The following is a 17,214-nucleotide window of genomic DNA, read 5'->3' on the forward strand; positions in this document are numbered from 1 at the left end:
TGAAAACCAATTGACAGTCGTCGATTAAATAAGTTGGTTATACGAATCAAAATATTTGGAGGTGACATGACCGCTGCTAAGTGGAAAGTGAGTTTCGCGTTGCTTCCGCTGGCGGTGCCGTGCGCCGTGTCGGGGCACGGCACGATCGAGACGCCTGTCAGCCGCGTCTACTCCTGCTATCTCGAGGGTCCGGAAAGTCCAACGTCGGCGGCGTGCAAGGCGGCGGTGGCGGTGGCCGGCCCGTCGTTCCTGTACGACTGGGCGGGCGTGAACCAGTTGCCCAACGGCGATCACAAGGCGTTCGTGCCGGACGGGCATCTTTGCAGCGGCGGCAAACCCAACTACTACGGCCTCGATCTCGGCCGAAGCGACTGGCCGGCCACCACGATATCGGCCGATCTGAGCGGCAACTACACGTTCGTCTGGTATGCGACCGCGCCGCACGTGACGCGCTACTTTCAGATGTACATGAGCGTCGACGGCTACGACTTCAATCAGCCCTTGAAATGGTCCGATCTCGACAGCAAACCGTTTTGCGAGATCAACAGCGTCGCGCTCGACAACGGCCGCTACAAGCTGCAATGCAAGCTGCCTTCGGGCAAGACGGGGCGGCGGATCATCTATACGATCTGGCAGCGCAACGACAGCGCCGAAGCGTTTTACGCCTGCAGCGATGTGGTCATCAACGGCGTGAAGACCACATGGCGGGAACTGCGCGCGCTTCCGACGACACCGCAGGACGAGCCGGTGGGCATGAAAATCACGCTGCGTGTTTTCGATGCCGATGGCCACGATCTCGAATCGATCAGCTATACGGTGACGCAACAGACGACCGCAGCGGCCGACTGGGTGTACGCGATGGCGCAGAAGGTCAACACGGAGGCGAAGCACGTCCGGGTGGGTGTGATCGACAACAACGGCAACATCGTGCCGCAGAAGACGATCTCGGCGAACCGGATTTACGTCGATAGTGCGCAGGATTACAACTTCGCGGTCGATCATACGGCCGCGGCGACGCCGACGCCTGCTCCCACGCCCACACCGACACCGACACCGACACCCGCGCCCACACCGACGCCAACACCCGCGCCCACACCGACGCCCGCACCCGCGCCAACCCCGACACCAACCCCGACACCAACCCCGACGCCCGCACCGTCCCCAAGCGCGGGCGCAACCTGCGCCGTCGGCTGGCAGTCGGGCACGACCTACAAGGCCAAGGAGAACGTGTCGCTCAACGGGCACAACTACAGCGCGCGCTGGGAGAATTCCGACAACCCATCCGGCAATTCGGGCAGCGGCAAGTCATGGCAGGATCTCGGCGCCTGCGCGGGACAGACCGCGCTCGCGTGCGCCGCGCCGTGGAGTGCGAGCAAGACCTATGCGAACGCCGGCACGAGCGTCAGCTATAACGGCATGAACTATCGCAACAAGTGGTGGAGCGCCAACGTCGATCCGGCGACGAACTCCGATGGCGCCTGGGAGAAGGTCGGCCCTTGCAAGTAAGCGAAGACGAAAAGACGCCGCCCCGCCGATTCATTGCTCGGGGCGAAAGCGCCCGCGCCGGATCCATTTCGTCGCGATCCATTTCTCGCCTTGCTCGACCGGCGTGCCGGCGTGCAGCGTTTTCGGATCGCTTTGCCCGAGTTCGTTGACGTATTCGAAATAGAGCGCGCTGCCGCGTCGCGGATGAATGGCGAGGCCGATGTCCGGAAACGTCGTGTCGCCGCCGCGCTCGACTTCGTTGAGATAGAGGATCACCGTGGCGATGCGTTGCCCGCCGCGCAGCATGTGATGCTTGCTGCCGGCCTGCTCTTCGGGAAAGTAGTCGTAGTGCGGGCGATATTCGCCGCCGACGCCGTATCGAAGAATATGCAGATCCTCGCCATTTTCGGCCGGCTGGCGAAAGAGCTCGGCGATCCGCCTGTCGATGGTTTCGACGAGCGCATCCGTCGATGCATTGAGGAACGCGCCTTCGCTTTTGCGTTCCTCGATGGTGATCTCCTTGCCCGAGTCGGGATCGACGACCGACGAGCGCTGCACGTGCTCGCGGCCGATTTCGATCAGCCGGTCGCATTCATCGTGATCGAGCACATCGGCCACAAGCGCGATCACCGGCTGCTCGCAACTGAACACCTTGGGCGCTTCGCGGTCGCTCGCGGTGAGCACGCGCGTCTGCGGAAGCATGGGTGTGCCGTAGAGGTAATCGGGCGTGGCCGTATCGTCGCCCGGCAAGGGCGCATCGCCGGCGAGATGGCGCGCGAGGATCAGGCGCGCCGTGTTCGGATGAAACGCGGCGGCGATCATGGCATCGATCAGCGATTGATGCGTGCAGCCCCGGCGAATGTTTTCGTCGAGCCAGTTTTGCCAGGTGGAATCGAAGCGGGGAATGGTGCTCATGGTGTGCTCATTGAGGGCGCTGGGCGGCTTGACGAGTATCACGAAGCATTCGTGTTTTCATGGAAGCACAAAAGCACACGAATGACAACGGGGCGTTTGGAATGCATAGCCGGATTCGGTGTGGCGTTACGCGTAAAGCGACCTATGCTTTTCTGAGGCGCTGCGTCGCGCCTCTCTCACATCGGAAGCGAGTCGGGCCATGCGAAGCGGAGCGTCGGGCATCGAAGGCCGCCATGTGATCGCCATGTTGATGGTGATCGGAGTTCTCGCGGCCTGCGATCGCGCGCAGGCGGCATCGATGCTTCGCTGCGAATCCGAGGACAGCACGGTCGTGTACGTCAGCACGCGCATCGAGCACGCGAAGTGCGTGCGCGTGAACATGAGCTGGCAAGGGTCGACGCCCGCCGCACCGGCCTCGGGCACATCGGTGACGCCGGTCGCGCCGCTCGTGCGGCGTCAGGCCACGGCGCACATCTGGACGTATGTCGAAGACGGCGTGCGTCACTTTCTGACACGAAAGCCCGTCGACGTTTCGGCGAGCGTATCGATCATCGAGCTGCATTTCATCGAGACGTGCAATCTGTGCGCGCCCGGCGATGAAGTGAATGTCGCCGGGCTCTCGCTCGACACGCGCTCGTACGGACGCGAAATCGATGCAGCCGCCGCGTCGTTCGGCGTCGATAGCGCGCTCGTGCGCGCGGTGATCCACGCGGAATCGGCGTACCGCGCCAACGTGATCTCCCGCGCGGGCGCGCAGGGCTTGATGCAACTGATGCCCGCGACCGCGTCGCGCTTCAACGTCGGCGATCCCTTCGATGCAGCGCAGAACATTCGCGGCGGCGTGCAGTATCTCGCGTGGCTGCTCAAGCGCTTCAGCGGCAATCTCGATCTCGCGCTCGCCGCGTACAACAGCGGCGAGGCGGCCGTCGACCGCTACGACGGCGTGCCGCCCTACAACGAAACGCGCACCTACGTGTCGCGCGTGAAGACGCTCGCCGAGCGCTATCGCGGCGGTCGTTGAATCCCGCGCATGCTTCCCCCGCGCGATGAACACGCGAGGGAAAGCGCCGCTTGCTTACTTCGTGTTGTCGACTTCGACCTTGCCGTTATACGTCACCTTGCCGCGGAAGAAGTAGTCGGTGCACGCCTTGTAATCGCCGGCATTGATGAGCGAGAAGGGCATCTGATAGTCGACCAGCTTGCATCCCGTCACGGGTTTGCCGTTGACCCACGAATAGTCCTTGTCGAGATAGGCCTTGATCGCGGCGGCGGAGCCTTCGTTGAAGCCCTTCATGTTGGCGCAGCCGAGCGGTTCATCGGCGGGAATGGTCACGCCGAGCTCGCGCGTGAACTCCTTGTATGCGTTGATGCGGTTCGTCACCTGCGATTTCTCCGCGCCGCCGCCGCCGCATTCGATGCCGCCGTTGATGATGTACACCGTCGCGCCGAAGCCCGGCTTCATGTTGTTGCCGAGATCGACGGCGTTCGGTTTCCAGGTTCCGTCGATGGCCCATGTCATCGGCGGCTTGGGCGTCTGCGGCGTCACCGCGAACCACACCGCCGATGCGAAGTTGAGCCACGTATCGGCGACCTTGCCGGGATCGTCGAGCAGCGTGTTGACGTCGCCGTAAAGCGTCTGCGAGAACGGGCCGAAGTTGTAGTTCCAGGACAACTGCTTCGCGCCGCGTCCGAAGTAGTCGAGATACTTGCCGGCGGAATTTTTCGCGCACGGATAGAAGATCCAGTTCGTCGCGTGCGAGCCGGGCGTGCATTGCTGATACGCGCCGACCGCGGAGCCTTCGTTGTAGCCCGATTCGCGCAGGAACCACAGCGCCTGTTGCCAGAACGGAATCGGCGTGTCCTGCGGCATCTTCGCGAGCACGGCGTTGTTGTGATCCGGATAGCCCGAGCGCGCCTGCGCCGGCGTGAGCGACGGCCAGTTCGCGCCGGTCTCCTGCACGAAGTGCGCGAAGGACGTGGCGAGCAGCTTGCGGCAGATGGCGTTGGCGTCGCGTCCGTCGGTGTAATCGCCGCAATACGCCGGGAATTTGGCGATGCCGCGCAGGAAGTTCACATAAGAGTAGGCGACGTTGCGCACCGGGAAGAGGGCATCGAACTTCGATTCGGGGATGATCGCCTCGACGCGCTTCACGTTCGACGGATTGGCGGCGCGTCCCGCGACCACGGCGTTGACGTCTTCGTCGGGCAGCACGCGCAGGGCGTCGCGCAGGATCGCGATCTGGCCGCCGGATTGATCGACGAGCGCTTTTTCGGCGGCGTTGAACTGGGCTTGCGTCGGGTAGTCCGGCGGCGCGGGGATGTAGCTGATTTGCGGTTTGTAGGACGCGGGGGCCGGCGTTGGGGTTGGCGTCGGAGTTGGTGTCGGAGTCGGAGTCGGCGTGGGTGTCGGTGTCGGAGTTGGCGTAGGCGCTGGCGTCGGAACCGGCGTCGGCACGGGCGCTGGAGTGGGCGTCGGTGTCGGCGTAGGCGTAGGCGTAGGCGTTGGCGTTGGCGTGGGCGTTGGCGTGGGCGTCGGCGTTCCGCCGCTGCACGCGCCGAGGTCTTCCCAAACGCCGTACGCGCCGGACTGCGCAGGGTTGTCTCCTTGCGTCCACCACTTGTTCCGAAAGTTACGCCCGTTGTACGTCACGCGTGTGTTCGGCTGAGCGTAGACCTGACTCGCCGACCACGCCGTATAGCATCCGGACGGCGTCGGCGTCGGCGTCGGCGTCGGCGTTGGCGTTGGCGTTGGCGTTGGCGTTGGGGTTGGTGTCGGAGTTGGCGTAGGCGTCGGAACCGGAGTTGGCGTCGGTGTCGGAACGGGAGCGGGCGCAGGCGTCGGCACAGGAGTCGGCGCAGGCGAAGGCGTCCCGCCCGCCGCGCCGACGTCCTTCCACAACGTCGGCGACGCCGCCGGATTCCACCCCGCGCCCGGATAAGCGGTATGCGTCTGCAACGCCTGATAAACGCGTCCGTTGTATGTCACCGTCGCGCCCGCCGAGTAGGTCGTGCCTTCGGTCCACGCCTGCTGCGCGAACGCCACGCCCGCCTGAAGCATCAGCGCGGCAGGCAGCCATGCCAGCTTTCTTCGAATCGAAACCATTTCAGTCGTCTCCAGCAGATAAGCCCAACGCGCGCGCCATGAGGCGCCGGAGCCCGCGACGGACGTCAGAGGCCGGCTACCGTCGGCTCATGTTCCTTTCCGGGTAGTACGTGAACTTCCATTCCGAATAGCTCGTCTGCAACGCGAAGCTCGCGTCGCTGTCGTTGAAACCGTCCTTCTTGAGCGGCGCCTCCGCCGATGCGCTGTACACGCCGAACAGCTCGCCGCCGGGGCCGCGGATCGTCTGCCATTCGCCGTTGGTCATCGGATCGGCATAGGCCTCGCGCAAATAACGCTGCACGAACGACTGGCGCGGATCGCGCAGCAGATCGTCGAAGCTCTTCGGAAACGCGCCGCTCTTGTCGGCCTTCACGTAAGCCTCGATCGCCGCGCGGATCGCGTCGCCCCGGCGCAGCAACTCGTCTTCCTTCGTGCGCTGCATCTGCGTCGTCCACACCGTGCCGACCGCCATCAGATAGATGGAGATCAGGGCAACGCACATCAGCGCCCACAACATGCCGAAGCCGCGCTCGCGCCTTCGAGCCGCGCCGCGGCCGCGCCGCTCACCACGCGTTGTAATCGGTGCCATCCTTGCCCTTGCCTTTCGCGCCGCTGCGCACGTTGTAGACGCCGGGCGTGCCGTCGGCGGGCGGCTCGGTCGTCCATGCGCTGCGATTGCCCGCGACGGGGTCCATCGGTATCTCGCGCAAGTAGCGTTTTTGCACGAGCTCGTCGAGCGATTGCGGATAACGTCCCTGATCCGCGCGAAAGTGATCGATCGACTGGCGCATCGCCGCGAGGTTCTGGTGCAGCACGGTTTCCTTCGCCTTGTCCGCCTGGCCGAAGTAGCGCGGCACGACGAGCGTGAGCAAGGTCGCGATGATCGCCAGCACGACCAGCAGCTCGATCAGCGTGAATGCGCGACGCGCCTTCTTCCACATGGCTCTCACCACTTCCGGTAGGGAACGCCGTTGAGACCGGTGCCTTCGGAGAGCGAATGGACGTCGTAGACGTCGTTGCCTTCGCTCGGCGAATCGGGCGGGCTCGCGTAGCTGCGCTTGCCCCAGGTGGCATCGTCGGAGCGGCTCGGGCAGTCGCACATCGGGTCGCGCGGCACGCGTCGCAGAAAGTAGATGCGCGCATGCGTCGGACTCGTTTTATCGACGACGCCTTGCACCAGCGTGTCCAGCTTCGACGGATAACCCGACTCGCCGACCGGGCGATCGATCTTGCCGTCGTCGCCGGCTTTCTTGTAGGCGTCGATCGCGTCGCGGATGCTCCACAGCGCGCGCCTCAGCTCGTCCTCGCGATTGCGCTGCGCGGCGATCTGCACGAGCGGCGCGGCGACCATCGCCAGCGCGGCGAGGATCGCGAGCGTGACCAGCAGTTCGATGATCGTGAAGCCCTTGTCCATCGTCGTCGTCATGCGGTTCAGGGTTGCGTGCGCGGCTGCCGGTCCGCCGCGCCATTCGGCTGAAGCACCGGTGCGGGCGGCGGCAAAATCGCGATGGGCGGTGCGCTCGGCTGAGCCGGCGCCGGTTCGCGTGGCGCGGGCAGCGCGGGCAGCGCGGGCACGGCGACGCCGCCGGCGGCGACCGGCGGCGCGGCGGCAACCGGCGGCGGCAGGCGCAAGCTTTCGTTGCCCGACACCACGTCGCGTTCGGTCGTGATGCGTGTTTCGGTGCCGGAGTCGAACTGCATCGCGTTGCCCGTCGGCGTCGCCTGATTGCGCACGATGCGCGGCGTGAGCAGCAGCACCAGTTCGGTTTCCTTCGAGTCGTCGGCGCGCGAGCCGAAGATGCGGTCGAAAAGCGGCAGGCGGCTCAGTCCCGGCAGACCCGATCCCGTGCTGCGATCGTTGCGCTGGAGCAGGCCCGCGAGCATCTGCGTTTCGTTGTTGCGCACGCTCATCACGGTTTCGGCGGTGCGCGTGCCGATCTGATACGCGACGAGGCCCGTGGTTGTCGTGATCGTGTCGGTGACGTTCGACACTTCCATGCGCAGCTTCACCTGCACTTCGTCGGAATTGACGATCACCGGCGCGACTTCGAGCGTCAGGCCGACGTCCTGATAGTTGATGCTTTCCGAGCTGAAGTTGCTGGAAAGCGTCGTCGTGACGACGGGCAGCCGGTCGCCGATCAGCACCTTCGCCTTCTCGCGGTTGCGCACGCGGATGCTCGGATTCGCGAGCGTTCTCGTCTTGCCGTGCGTCTGCAGGAAGTTGATGCCGACCGGCCCGATGCGCACCAGCACGTCGCTGCTGTTCAGGTTGCGCAACTGTTCGAGCGTGACGGTGTTGTCGGGGAGCGTGGTGCCGTCGACGGTGCCCGACTTCAGACCGAACACGATGCGATCCGGATACTGGACGCCCATGTTCAGCAGATCGGACGACGACACTTCGAGCACCTGCGCGTCGATGACGACTTCGGCGGGCGTCACGTCGAGCGCGCGGATGATGCGCTCCGCGACCTTGATGGTGTCCGGCGCGTCGCGCATGATGATCGCGTTGGTGCGCTCGTCGAGCACGGCGTCGCGCGTCTTGACCATCTGCTTGAGCACGCCGAGCACCTGCGCCGCCGACGAATTCTGCAGATAGAACGTGCGCACGGTGAGGTCCTTGTACTCGGTTTCCTTGTCGGGCCGCTTCGGGTAGACGAGGATCGAGTTGCTGCTCACGACCTTGCTCGCGAGCTGATTGGCCTGCAGCACCATCGAGAGCACTTGCTTGACGGGCGTGTTGCTCGCGAAGATCGTGGTCGGCGCGGCGGCCTGCACCTCGCGGTCGAACGTGAAGTTCAGCCCCGTGATGTTCGACACCAGCTCGAAGATGCTGATGAGCGGCTGATCGCGGAACTGCACGGTGATCGGCTGATCGAGATCCTTGTCCAGCTTCGGCTCGAAGCTTTGTCCTTTCGGCGCGAGCAGTTCTTCGCGAAGGCGGATGGCGCGGGCGTTGTCGGGCTGCTTCGCGAGCACGTCGAGGACGGCGGAGAGCGCCGCCTGCGGCTGATCCAGACGCACGGACTCGGCGTAGCGCACTTCGGCGTCGATCGGCGCCTGCTTCTCGATCCACTCGATCATTTCGCGCGCGTTGTCGTCGCCGGGCGCGGCGTCCTGCGCCTTGTGCGCCCAGCCGAGCGCCTGCGCCGTGTCGCCCGCGCGATATGCGACCGTCGCGCGTTGCAGATATTCCAGCGAAAGCTTGCGCCGCAACGCCAGATACCAGCTTCTGATTTCGAGATCGTCGGGATATTGCGCGCTCTGCTGCGCGAGCAGTTCGAGCTGGGCATCGGGCGTCATGCCCGAGAGCTTGTTTTGCAGATCCTGCCGATGCAGATCGCCCGCGCAGGCCGCCATGAGCGGAATCAACAGACACAGCGTGACGCCTTTCAGCCGGCTCATTTTAGTTCTCCAAGCGACAGCGTCTGCCGGCGCTTCAACGGCAGGTACGTGAATTGGACTTGCTGGCGGCTGATTTCGTCGATCCGGTAGGCGTTCAGAATCACGTCGCCTTTGTGTAGGAATCCTTTTTTCTGGCAGTTCACGCAGAGCGGAAACTCGCGGCCCGTGCCCGACAGCACCACGTAGAACACGCCTTGCTGATCGAGCCAGAGCGAGCGCACCGAAAACGGCAGCGGCGGCGGTTCGGGCGGCGGAGGCGGCTTCGTCGATTTCGGCGGCGCGGGTGGCGGAGGCGGCGGCGGGGGCTGCCAGTTCTGGCTCGGGAACAGATCGATGGGCGCCGCCGCCGCGGCGACGGTTTCGGGCGCGCTCGCTTCCGGCGGCGCGGAAGCGGGTGCCGGCGCGGCGGGCTTCGCCGTCGTCGTCGATGTCGTTGTCGATGCCGGTTGCGTCGACGGTGCTTCCTGCTCGCCGCGAAAATGCGCGAACACGGCGAGTGCGAGCGCGGCCACGATCAGCACCTGCACGGGCCGGGAAATTTTCAGGGTGCGTAGATCGAGCCGCATCATTTCGCCGCTTCCACGAGAAACGCGCATTGCAGGCGCACCTCCAGTTGCGTCACGCCGATATTCGGCCGCGACACGGTGAGCCGTTCGCAGCGCAGACCCGGCAAGGTCCGCAATTCGCGCAGAAAGCCCCGGAACTGCAGATACGTGGCGCTGAACGTCGTCTCGATGACATAGCGCTTCAGCGACGGATCGTCCTTCTCCTGCGCGGCGGCCTGATACGTGATCTGCGGAATCACGATGCCGTTCTTCGCGGCGATCGCGTGCAGGCTGTGCAGGAAGACGAAATAGCGCTGCTCGGGGCTGACCGGCGAAACGGCCTCGTCGGGCGAGGGCGGCGGCGGTTGTCTGAGACGGGCCGCGCGCGCGTTCAGGTCGGCCTCGCGTCCGGCGATATCGTTGCGCAAGGGCACGATCTCGGTCAGCGCGATCACGGCCGCGCCGCCGAGGAGCAGCACCGCGAGCAGCCCGAAGAGGCCGAGCCGCCATTGCGCGCGCCGGAGTTCCCAGACGAGGCGGTTCATCGGCGCGCTCCGCTCGCGTGGGCGGATGGCGGCGCGGGCGCTTGCGGAGCCGCCGGAGCCGAAGCTGCCGAAGTCGCAGCGTCCGAAGCCGAAGAAGCCGCGACCGGCTGCGCGACGAACGGCTTCCACGTGAGCTGCAACGACGTCTCCACCGACGGCGCCGGCGGTCCCGGCTTCTCGATCTGCCGCTTGATCGTGACGTTCTCGGCGCCCGGCTGCGCCTGAAGCCAGTCGGCGTAGGAGATCGCTTCCTGCACCGAGCGCGTCTCGAACTGCATGTTGATCTGCCGCGTCGACGTGACGAGATCCACCGTCAGCAGCGCGATATTCGGATGCCATCCTTTCTCGAGCAGATCGCGCGGCGGCTCTGCCGCGTACTGCTGCTGCGCCATCAGTTGCGCCATGCGCGCGTCGCCCGAATCGCGATGCGCATTGCTGATCATGTGAAACTTCGCCTCCTGCTTCGCGATCGCGGATTCGCGTTCATCGAGCGCATCGCCTTGTTCCTTGAGCGTGTCGCGATACTGCATGGCGGCCATCAGCACGACGATCGCGACGACGAGCGCGAGCAGCCCCGCGACGGCGCCCGGCTTGTTCGCGCGATGCAGGTCGAGGGCGGGCGCTTTCATGGCGTCGAATCCCACGGCGCGCGCAGCCATTCGCCGGGCGCGGCATCGGCGGCCCAGCGTTCGCCCGCGCCCGGTCCGATCACGTAGCGGCGCTCGGGCGGCGCATCGCCGAACAGCGCGAACGCGTCGCGCAGCACGTTGTCGAGCGAGCCGCCGTACGCGCGCGACACCGGCAGCGCGATGAAGCCGATCCAGCCGCCGCCGCGCCGCAGTCCGATCTGCGCGATGGCCGCATCGCCCTCGGTTTCCTCCAGCGCGACGATCGCGATCGCGCCATCGCGGATGCGCCGCGCATGCGTTCGCAGCGCGAAGGTGTAGCCCGGCTCGATGCCCAGCAGTTGCAGCCTGCGCGTCTTGCACAGCCGTTCGATGCCCGCGCACAGCGCCTCGGGCATCGCGGCGGCGAGTCGCGCCTGGCCCCATGCGCCATCGGCGACGGCATAGCGCCACACTTCGCCGCCCGCGCCCGTCTGCACGGCCTGCACGCGCGCGGCCGGCACCCAGTCCTGCGGCTTGGGCGACGCCTGCCACGGCAGGGCGTGATAGCGCGCGAACGGCGCGCCGACCACGACGCGCAACGCGTGCAGTCCGGGCGCAGCGGGCTTCGGCGCGAGCGCCTCGATGGCCTTGAGCGCGGCGGCGGCGTCGTTCGGGGCATCGAGCGGCACGGAGGATCGGGCATGCCGCGCCGTGTCCAGCCCGCGGGCATGCCGTCCATCGATCCAGATCGTCGTGCGGCTCATCAGCGCCGATGCTATCGCCGGACGCGCGCGCAGTGGCGGCCGCTTCTTCGCGATGCCTCGCAATGCTTCGAGTTGATCGGACCAGCGCGCCATCATGTCCTCCGCTCAGGTCTCGACCATCGTGACGCGATTGACTTCGGCGAGCGTCGTGCGTCCGTCCGCCACCGCGCGCAACGCGATCTGCCGGATCGGCTTGAAGCCGCTCGCATATGCAATCTGTTTCAGCTCGACGATCGGCCGCCGCTCGACGAAGCATTGCTTGATCGCATCGTTCAGGCGCAGCACTTCCGCGATCGGCTGACGCCCGAGATAGCCCGTGCGCCGGCATGCCTCGCAACCCGCGCCTTTGCGAAAGCGCCAGTCGGCCACCTGCTCGCGCGTGAGCGCCGAGGCGCGTAGAAGCCCGTCGTCGGGCGGGATGTCGTCGCGCACGCAATGCGGGCAGTTCTTGCGCATGAGCCGTTGCGCGACGGCGCCGAGCAGCGCATCGACGAAGCTGTGCATATCGACGCCCATGTGCAGGAAGCGGTCGAGCACGGAAAACACGTTGTTCGCGTGCACCGACGTCAGCACGAGGTGACCGGTCAGCGCGGCCTGCACGGCGATGCCCGCCGTCTCGCCGTCGCGGATTTCGCCAACGAGAATCTTGTCCGGATCGTGACGCAGGATCGAGCGCAGGCCGCGCGCGAACGTGAGCCCTTTCTTGTCGTTGATGGGAATTTGCAGCACGCCCGGCAACTCGTATTCGACCGGGTCTTCGATCGTGATGATCTTCTCGTCGCCGGTGTTGATTTCGGTGAGCGTGGCGTAGAGCGTCGTCGATTTGCCCGAGCCGGTCGGTCCGGTCACGAGCAGAAGGCCGTACGGCTCGTGCGCGATCGTGCGGATCGCTTCGACGATTTCCGGCTCGTGGCCGATCGAATCGAGCCGCAGCGCGGTCGCGCCCGCTTCGCCGCGCTGCTTGTCGAGCACGCGCAGCACCGCGTCTTCGCCGTGGATCGACGGCATGATCGACACGCGGAAATCGATCTCGCGCTGATTGATGATCGCCTTGAAACGTCCGTCCTGCGGAATGCGCCGCTCGCCGATATCGAGGTCCGCCATCACTTTCAGGCGCGACAGCACCTGCTCGGCCGTGTCGACGCCCGGCGCGGACGCCGTTTCCTGCAGCACGCCATCGATGCGATATTTGATGACGAGTCCCGTCGCCGTGCTCTCGATGTGAATGTCCGATGCACGCGCCCTGAGCGCGTCGTACAGCGACGAATTGACGAGCCGGATGACCGGATGCACGTCCGCGGCGAGCGTGGCGAGCGTGATCTCGACGCCCGCATCCGCAATCGCCGATTTGCCCTCGACGCTGATCTGCGTGAGCGCCTGATGCGCCGACTCGTGCAGCGCGAGAAACGCCATCAGTTCGGCGGGCACGCAGAACGCGAACGCGAAGGGCCTTTTCACGCGATTCATCGCCCAGGCGCGCGCGCTCGCGTCGAAGGGATCGGCGAGCACGAGCCACAGATGCGCGGCGGGGTCGTCGGCGAGCAGGCACTTGCGCGACATCGCGTCGCCGAAGGACAGTAGATCGAAACGCGGCGTGAGCGTTTCGAGCGCTTGCGCGTCGAAGCCGCGCAGGCCGAGCGTCGCCGTCACGCTTTGCAGATAATCGGCGGGATCGTGATCGGCCTCGTCCCAGACGCGCTGCTGGCGCGTGCGCGTATCGGGTGCGGTTCGGGCGGCGTGTTCCATGTTCACCCCACGGCTCCTGCCAGTTGAAAAATCGGCATGTAGAGCAGGAAGATGATCGTGCCGATGATCCCGCCCACCACGAGCATCAGCACCGGCTCGACCACGCGCATCAGCGTGTCGATCGCGCGGTCCAGCTCTTCGTCGCAGAACTCGGCCGAGCGCGTGACCATGCCGGCCAGCTCGCCGCTTTGCTCGCCCACGCGGATGAGCCGTTCGGCGACGGGCGTCGTCAGATTCGCGGCGGGCAGCGCGCCCGACAGCGGCTTGCCCGCGCGGATTTCGTCGAGCGCCTGCGCGAGCGCCGACTTCAGTTGCACGGGCAGAACCTGCGCGGCGAGCTCCATCGACGTGACCATCGACATGCCGCCCGCGAGCAGCAGGCCGAGCGTGCGGTAAAAGCGCGTGAGCGCGAAAAGACGCTGATAGTCCGCGAGCTTCGGCAGCCGCATGAGCGCTTCGAAGAGCCGGCCGCGCACCTTCTCGCTGCGCAGCGACCAGCCCGCGCCGGCGATCGCCGCGAAGATGCACGCGAGCAGCACGCCGCCGTGCGCCTCGACGAGGTTGCCCCAGGCGAGCATCACGCGGGCGGAGAAGGGGATGTCCTTCATCGACGCGAACACCTGGCTGAACTTCGGGATCACGTAGAACGCGAGGAACAGGACGATGAGCGCGCCCGTCGCGATGACGATGGACGGATACACCATCGACGACACGACCTTCTTGCGCACCACCGAGAGCCGCGCGTCGTAGTGGTGATAGCGCTTGAGCGCCTCGGCCAGATGGCCGCTCTGTTCCGCCGATGCGACCGTCGCCACGTAGAGCGGCGGAAAGTGCTCGGGCTGGCGCTCGAGCGCGCGCGACAGCGGCTCGCCTTCGTAGAGCGCGGAGACGATCTGCGCGAGCACCGTGCGGTTGAGGCCTTCCTTGCTTTTGTCGCGCAGCGTTTCGACGGTTTCCACGAGACTCAGCCCCGCTTCGAGCAACGCGATCAGCTCCTGCGTGAAAAGCGCGCGCTCGAACGTGGGCTTGCGCAACTGGAAGGCGAGCTTGCGCTTCTCGACGGGCGCCGCATCGATGAGCGACAAGCCCATCTCCGCGACGCTGCGGCGCAGTTGCGCTTCATCGGCGGCGTCGAGCTCCAGCTCCTGCTGGCCGTTATCGGTGTCGACCCGGACGCGGTATCGCATGACAATCACCGCGCAGGTCATTTGGCGATGATGTCCGCGTCCTCGCCCGTTCCTCCCGGCTTGCCGTCCGCGCCGTGGGTCATCAGGTCATAGTCCTTGCCTCCTTCGCCCGGCGACCGGTAGATATAGGGCTTGCCCCACGGGTCGTTCGGAATCGCGCTGCTCATGTACGGGCCTTCCCAGCCCGCCGTGTTGCCGACGTTGGTCATCAGCGCGGCGAGGCCGGCGTCGGTGCCCGGATAATGGCCCGTGTCGAGCCGGTAGCGGTCGAGTGCGCTTTCGATCCCCTTCATCTGAGATGCCGCCGTCTTGCTGCGCGCCTTGCCCACTTCGCCGAAAAGTTTCGGGCCGACATAGCCCGCCAGCAGCGCGATGATGAGCAGCACCACCAGCAGTTCCAGCAAGGTAAAGCCGCGCTGGCGCAAGCCGATGTCGGCTTGCGCCAGCTTCCCCCTCAGTGCGGCAGCCCTCGTCAAATCGTTGTACATGGCAGCCCCCGGTTCAGTCGGATGGGCGGCGCCCCGCGCGTTTCACCGATGCCGGCCGAAGCGAAACGCGCGCCGCCCGTTGCGGGTCATTTCAGTCCATCGCTCATCACTTTCAGCAACTCCCCGTTGGGGCCGTCGCCGTCGAGTTCCCAGCCGAACGCGCCGCCCAGACCGTTCGCTCTCACGTAGTCCATCTTCAGCTTGATCGCGGCGGGGGAGTCGTAGGACCACCACGTCGTGCCGTCGAACTTGTACGAGCTCTTCACCGTGGCGTTCTCGTACAGCGTGCCCGCCGCGCCCTTCAGGATCTTGTAGTCCTGGATGCCTTCCTCGTATTTGCCGGCCGCGGGCTTGGTGGCTTTCTGATACAGGCCGTCGCCTTGCGGCCCCTTCGTGACGCCGGTCCAGCCGCGTCCGTAGAACGGAATGCCGAGATTGATCTTCGATGCCGGCACGCCCGCGTTGATCAGGCTCTTGACCGAGCTGTCGGAGTTGTACGTCGGCGCCCAGCCGCCCATCTTGTAGTTCGGGCTGTCGGGATCGCCGTACAGCGGCGACTGGAAGTCCGTCGGTCCGGCGGATTCCCAGCCGCCGTGGAAGTCGTAGGACATGACGTTGATCCAGTCGAGCGACTTGCTGTATTCGCCCGGCTCGGTGTTGGTGATCTTGTCGCCGCCCGCGCCGATCGCGACCGTCAGCACATAACGCTTGCCGGTCTGCGCACCGATGGCGTCGAGCTGCTTGCGGAACTCGGCGAGCAGCAGCGTGTAGTTCTTCTTGTCGTTCGGATCAACGGTGTTGTAGGGCTGGCCGCCGCCGCCGGGGAATTCCCAGTCGATGTCGATGCCATCGAACACGTCCGCACCGATGCCGTCGCCGCCCGCGTTCGAGCCGGCGTCATACGGCAGATTGCCCTTGATGTAGAGGTTGATGCACGAGGTCACGAGCTGCTTGCGCAGCGCGTCCGTCGCCGCCGCTTTCGAGAACCACTTCGACCAGGTCCAGCCGCCGAGCGAAATGACGATACGCACGTTCGGATACTTCGCCTTCAACTGCTTGAGCTGGTTGAAGTTGCCTTTCAGCGGACCGGCCGTGCCCTTGCCGTAGCGCGGATCGTTCGACGGGAAATCCCAGGTGTCGCCCTTGCCGCTCACGGATTCGTTCGCGCCGAAGTTCTTTTGATAATCGGCCCAGGCGTCGCCGCCCGTGCCGGCATCGGCGGCGTTCGGATTCGTCGCGCCCGGTTCGGCCTTGTTGACGATGCCGCATTCGTAGCCGTTGTTCTTCTGGTAGAGGTTGCCGAACGCGTAATTGATGAACGTCAGCATCTTTGCAGAGCCGGATGTGTCGACGTCCTTGACCTTGTAGTTGCGGTCGTAGATGCCCCATTGCGCGAAGTAAGCGCCGACTTGATGTGCGCCGGTGGGGGAGGGCGCGGGTGCGGGTGTCGGCGTTGGCGTTGGCGTGGGTGCTGGCGTCGGCGTCGGGGTCGGCGTGGGTGCTGGCGTTGGCGTTGGCACCGGTGTGGGTGTCGGCGTCGGAGTCGGCGTTGGTGTTGGTGTTGGAGTCGGCACCGGCACCGGCACTGGTGTTGGTGTTGGTGTTGGCGTTGGCGTTGGCGTCGGCGTCGGCGTCGGCGTCGGAGTTGGCGTCGGCACCGGAGTTGGCACCGGCACCGGAGTCGGCGCAGGCGACGGCCCGCCCGCGCACGCACCGAGATCCTCCCATACGCCGTACTGCCCGGATTGCGCCGGATTATCGCCTTGCGTCCACCACTTGTTTCGATAATTGCGCCCGTTATACGTCACACGCGTCCCCGCCGTCGCATAGACCTGTGATGCCGCCCAGGCGTCATAGCACGCGGATGAAGGCGTTGGCGTCGGCGTCGGCGTCGGCGTGGGCGTTGGGGTCGGCGTTGGCGTCGGCGTCGGTGCCGGCGTGGGTGTCGGCGTCGGTGCTGGCGTGGGTGTCGGCGCAGGCGCAGGCGCCGGCGTACCGCCCGTCGCGCCGAGATCCTTCCACAGCGTCGGCGTCGTGGATGGCGTCCATCCCGCGCCCGGATACGCCGTGTGCGTCTGCAGCGCCTGATAGGAATGGCCGTTATAGGTGACGGTCGTGCCTGCCAAATAGGTGGTTCCTTCCTGCCACTCGGCCCCGTGAGCACTGACTGAATAGGCAAGAAGTACAGCAATCGTCAATGCAGTAGCTTTGGACTGCTTATAAAGGCGATTCATGAGAACGGCCTCCTTCGTTTTATCGATGGTTTGTTTCTGCTTTTTATACGGTCCGGCAGTTTGGCTTATTTGATGCGTGCTCTTATTCGGATATGCGGACTTATTAATAATCCAGCCGAAACCACTAATCAAGCCTGAATTTGTTGATTAGGTTTCCTTCAAATTCGATTCATTAAATGAATCAACGAAGAC

Annotated in this window: 16 protein-coding genes; 2 read left to right on the forward strand and 14 right to left on the reverse strand. The window is 65.4% G+C overall.

Annotated elements, in window-relative coordinates:
• The first annotated feature begins 66 nt into the window (after positions 1-66).
• Complete coding sequence (locus AWB76_RS40050; protein WP_061158194.1) at positions 67-1,506, forward strand: lytic polysaccharide monooxygenase; 1,440 nt, start codon at positions 67-69, stop codon at positions 1,504-1,506.
• A gap of 30 nt (positions 1,507-1,536) precedes the next feature.
• Here the strand turns inward: AWB76_RS40050 and AWB76_RS00590 are convergent, their stop codons facing one another.
• Positions 1,537-2,400 (reverse strand): 2OG-Fe(II) oxygenase, encoded by an 864-nt coding sequence (locus AWB76_RS00590; RefSeq protein ID WP_061158195.1) that lies wholly within the window; start codon positions 2,398-2,400, stop codon positions 1,537-1,539.
• Between the two features lie 199 nt (positions 2,401-2,599).
• Between AWB76_RS00590 and AWB76_RS00595 the strand changes: the two genes are divergently transcribed.
• Positions 2,600-3,421, forward strand: coding sequence for a lytic transglycosylase domain-containing protein (locus tag AWB76_RS00595; protein WP_061158196.1), 822 nt, complete (start codon positions 2,600-2,602; stop codon positions 3,419-3,421).
• Positions 3,422-3,475: 54 nt separating this feature from the next.
• Here the strand turns inward: AWB76_RS00595 and AWB76_RS40350 are convergent, their stop codons facing one another.
• The 13 genes from AWB76_RS40350 to AWB76_RS00665 form a co-directional block, all read right to left on the reverse strand.
• Entirely contained in the window at positions 3,476-5,503 is a 2,028-nt protein-coding gene (locus AWB76_RS40350; RefSeq protein WP_082864332.1) for a glycoside hydrolase family 19 protein, read from the reverse strand.
• 76 nt (positions 5,504-5,579) lie between these two features.
• Entirely contained in the window at positions 5,580-6,092 is a 513-nt protein-coding gene (locus AWB76_RS00610; protein ID WP_061158199.1) for a hypothetical protein, read from the reverse strand.
• Positions 6,067-6,444, reverse strand: a complete 378-nt coding sequence (locus tag AWB76_RS00615) for a type II secretion system protein (protein ID WP_061158200.1) — start codon at positions 6,442-6,444, stop codon at positions 6,067-6,069. The genes AWB76_RS00610 and AWB76_RS00615 overlap by 26 nt, the downstream gene beginning before the upstream one ends.
• Positions 6,445-6,449: 5 nt before the next feature.
• On the reverse strand, positions 6,450-6,917 hold the full coding sequence (locus AWB76_RS00620) for a type II secretion system protein (protein ID WP_061158525.1): 468 nt from the start codon (positions 6,915-6,917) through the stop codon (positions 6,450-6,452).
• Between the two features lie 17 nt (positions 6,918-6,934).
• A complete protein-coding gene (locus AWB76_RS00625) occupies positions 6,935-8,905 on the reverse strand; it encodes a secretin GspD/PilQ domain-containing protein (protein ID WP_061158201.1) in 1,971 nt (656 codons plus the stop codon).
• Positions 8,902-9,474, reverse strand: coding sequence for a hypothetical protein (locus tag AWB76_RS00630; RefSeq protein ID WP_061158202.1), 573 nt, complete (start codon positions 9,472-9,474; stop codon positions 8,902-8,904). Before AWB76_RS00630 ends, AWB76_RS00625 begins: the two co-directional genes overlap by 4 nt.
• Positions 9,471-9,995, reverse strand: coding sequence for a hypothetical protein (locus AWB76_RS00635; protein WP_061158203.1), 525 nt, complete (start codon positions 9,993-9,995; stop codon positions 9,471-9,473). Before AWB76_RS00635 ends, AWB76_RS00630 begins: the two co-directional genes overlap by 4 nt.
• The gene (locus AWB76_RS00640; RefSeq protein ID WP_061158204.1) at positions 9,992-10,624 is read right to left on the reverse strand and encodes a hypothetical protein; all 633 of its coding nucleotides are present in this window, start codon (positions 10,622-10,624) and stop codon (positions 9,992-9,994) included. Before AWB76_RS00640 ends, AWB76_RS00635 begins: the two co-directional genes overlap by 4 nt.
• A complete protein-coding gene (locus tag AWB76_RS00645) occupies positions 10,621-11,463 on the reverse strand; it encodes a hypothetical protein (RefSeq protein WP_244173189.1) in 843 nt (280 codons plus the stop codon). Before AWB76_RS00645 ends, AWB76_RS00640 begins: the two co-directional genes overlap by 4 nt.
• Before the next feature lie 9 nt (positions 11,464-11,472).
• Positions 11,473-13,113, reverse strand: coding sequence for a GspE/PulE family protein (locus AWB76_RS00650; RefSeq protein ID WP_061158206.1), 1,641 nt, complete (start codon positions 13,111-13,113; stop codon positions 11,473-11,475).
• Positions 13,114-13,115: 2 nt separating this feature from the next.
• Positions 13,116-14,300: a type II secretion system F family protein gene (locus AWB76_RS00655; RefSeq protein WP_061158527.1), complete on the reverse strand. Its 1,185-nt coding sequence runs from the start codon at positions 14,298-14,300 to the stop codon at positions 13,116-13,118.
• A gap of 17 nt (positions 14,301-14,317) precedes the next feature.
• Positions 14,318-14,788: a type II secretion system major pseudopilin GspG gene (gene gspG / locus AWB76_RS00660; protein ID WP_082864334.1), complete on the reverse strand. Its 471-nt coding sequence runs from the start codon at positions 14,786-14,788 to the stop codon at positions 14,318-14,320.
• Positions 14,789-14,874: 86 nt separating this feature from the next.
• Positions 14,875-17,022, reverse strand: a complete 2,148-nt coding sequence (locus AWB76_RS00665; protein WP_061158207.1) for a glycosyl hydrolase family 18 protein — start codon at positions 17,020-17,022, stop codon at positions 14,875-14,877.
• Positions 17,023-17,214: the final 192 nt, after the last annotated feature.

The organism is Caballeronia temeraria (genome assembly GCF_001544795.2).
Lineage (GTDB): Bacteria > Pseudomonadota > Gammaproteobacteria > Burkholderiales > Burkholderiaceae > Caballeronia > Caballeronia temeraria.

Bases quoted from the DNA above. Each gene is read 5' to 3' on its own strand.
- AWB76_RS00625 (WP_061158201.1), bottom strand. From the start codon at position 8,905: ATGAGCCGGCTGAAAGGCGTCACGCTGTGTCTGTTGATTCCGCTCATG.
- AWB76_RS00590 (WP_061158195.1), bottom strand. From the start codon at position 2,400: ATGAGCACCATTCCCCGCTTCGATTCCACCTGGCAAAACTGGCTCGAC.
- AWB76_RS40050 (WP_061158194.1), top strand. From the start codon at position 67: ATGACCGCTGCTAAGTGGAAAGTGAGTTTCGCGTTGCTTCCGCTGGCG.
- AWB76_RS00650 (WP_061158206.1), bottom strand. From the start codon at position 13,113: ATGGAACACGCCGCCCGAACCGCACCCGATACGCGCACGCGCCAGCAG.
- AWB76_RS00615 (WP_061158200.1), bottom strand. From the start codon at position 6,444: ATGTGGAAGAAGGCGCGTCGCGCATTCACGCTGATCGAGCTGCTGGTC.
- AWB76_RS00595 (WP_061158196.1), top strand. From the start codon at position 2,600: ATGCGAAGCGGAGCGTCGGGCATCGAAGGCCGCCATGTGATCGCCATG.
- AWB76_RS00640 (WP_061158204.1), bottom strand. From the start codon at position 10,624: ATGAAAGCGCCCGCCCTCGACCTGCATCGCGCGAACAAGCCGGGCGCC.
- AWB76_RS00645 (WP_244173189.1), bottom strand. From the start codon at position 11,463: ATGATGGCGCGCTGGTCCGATCAACTCGAAGCATTGCGAGGCATCGCG.
- AWB76_RS40350 (WP_082864332.1), bottom strand. From the start codon at position 5,503: ATGGTTTCGATTCGAAGAAAGCTGGCATGGCTGCCTGCCGCGCTGATG.
- AWB76_RS00665 (WP_061158207.1), bottom strand. From the start codon at position 17,022: ATGAATCGCCTTTATAAGCAGTCCAAAGCTACTGCATTGACGATTGCT.
- AWB76_RS00655 (WP_061158527.1), bottom strand. From the start codon at position 14,300: ATGCGATACCGCGTCCGGGTCGACACCGATAACGGCCAGCAGGAGCTG.
- AWB76_RS00620 (WP_061158525.1), bottom strand. From the start codon at position 6,917: ATGGACAAGGGCTTCACGATCATCGAACTGCTGGTCACGCTCGCGATC.
- AWB76_RS00635 (WP_061158203.1), bottom strand. From the start codon at position 9,995: ATGAACCGCCTCGTCTGGGAACTCCGGCGCGCGCAATGGCGGCTCGGC.
- AWB76_RS00630 (WP_061158202.1), bottom strand. From the start codon at position 9,474: ATGATGCGGCTCGATCTACGCACCCTGAAAATTTCCCGGCCCGTGCAG.
- AWB76_RS00610 (WP_061158199.1), bottom strand. From the start codon at position 6,092: ATGGCACCGATTACAACGCGTGGTGAGCGGCGCGGCCGCGGCGCGGCT.
- gspG (WP_082864334.1), bottom strand. From the start codon at position 14,788: ATGTACAACGATTTGACGAGGGCTGCCGCACTGAGGGGGAAGCTGGCG.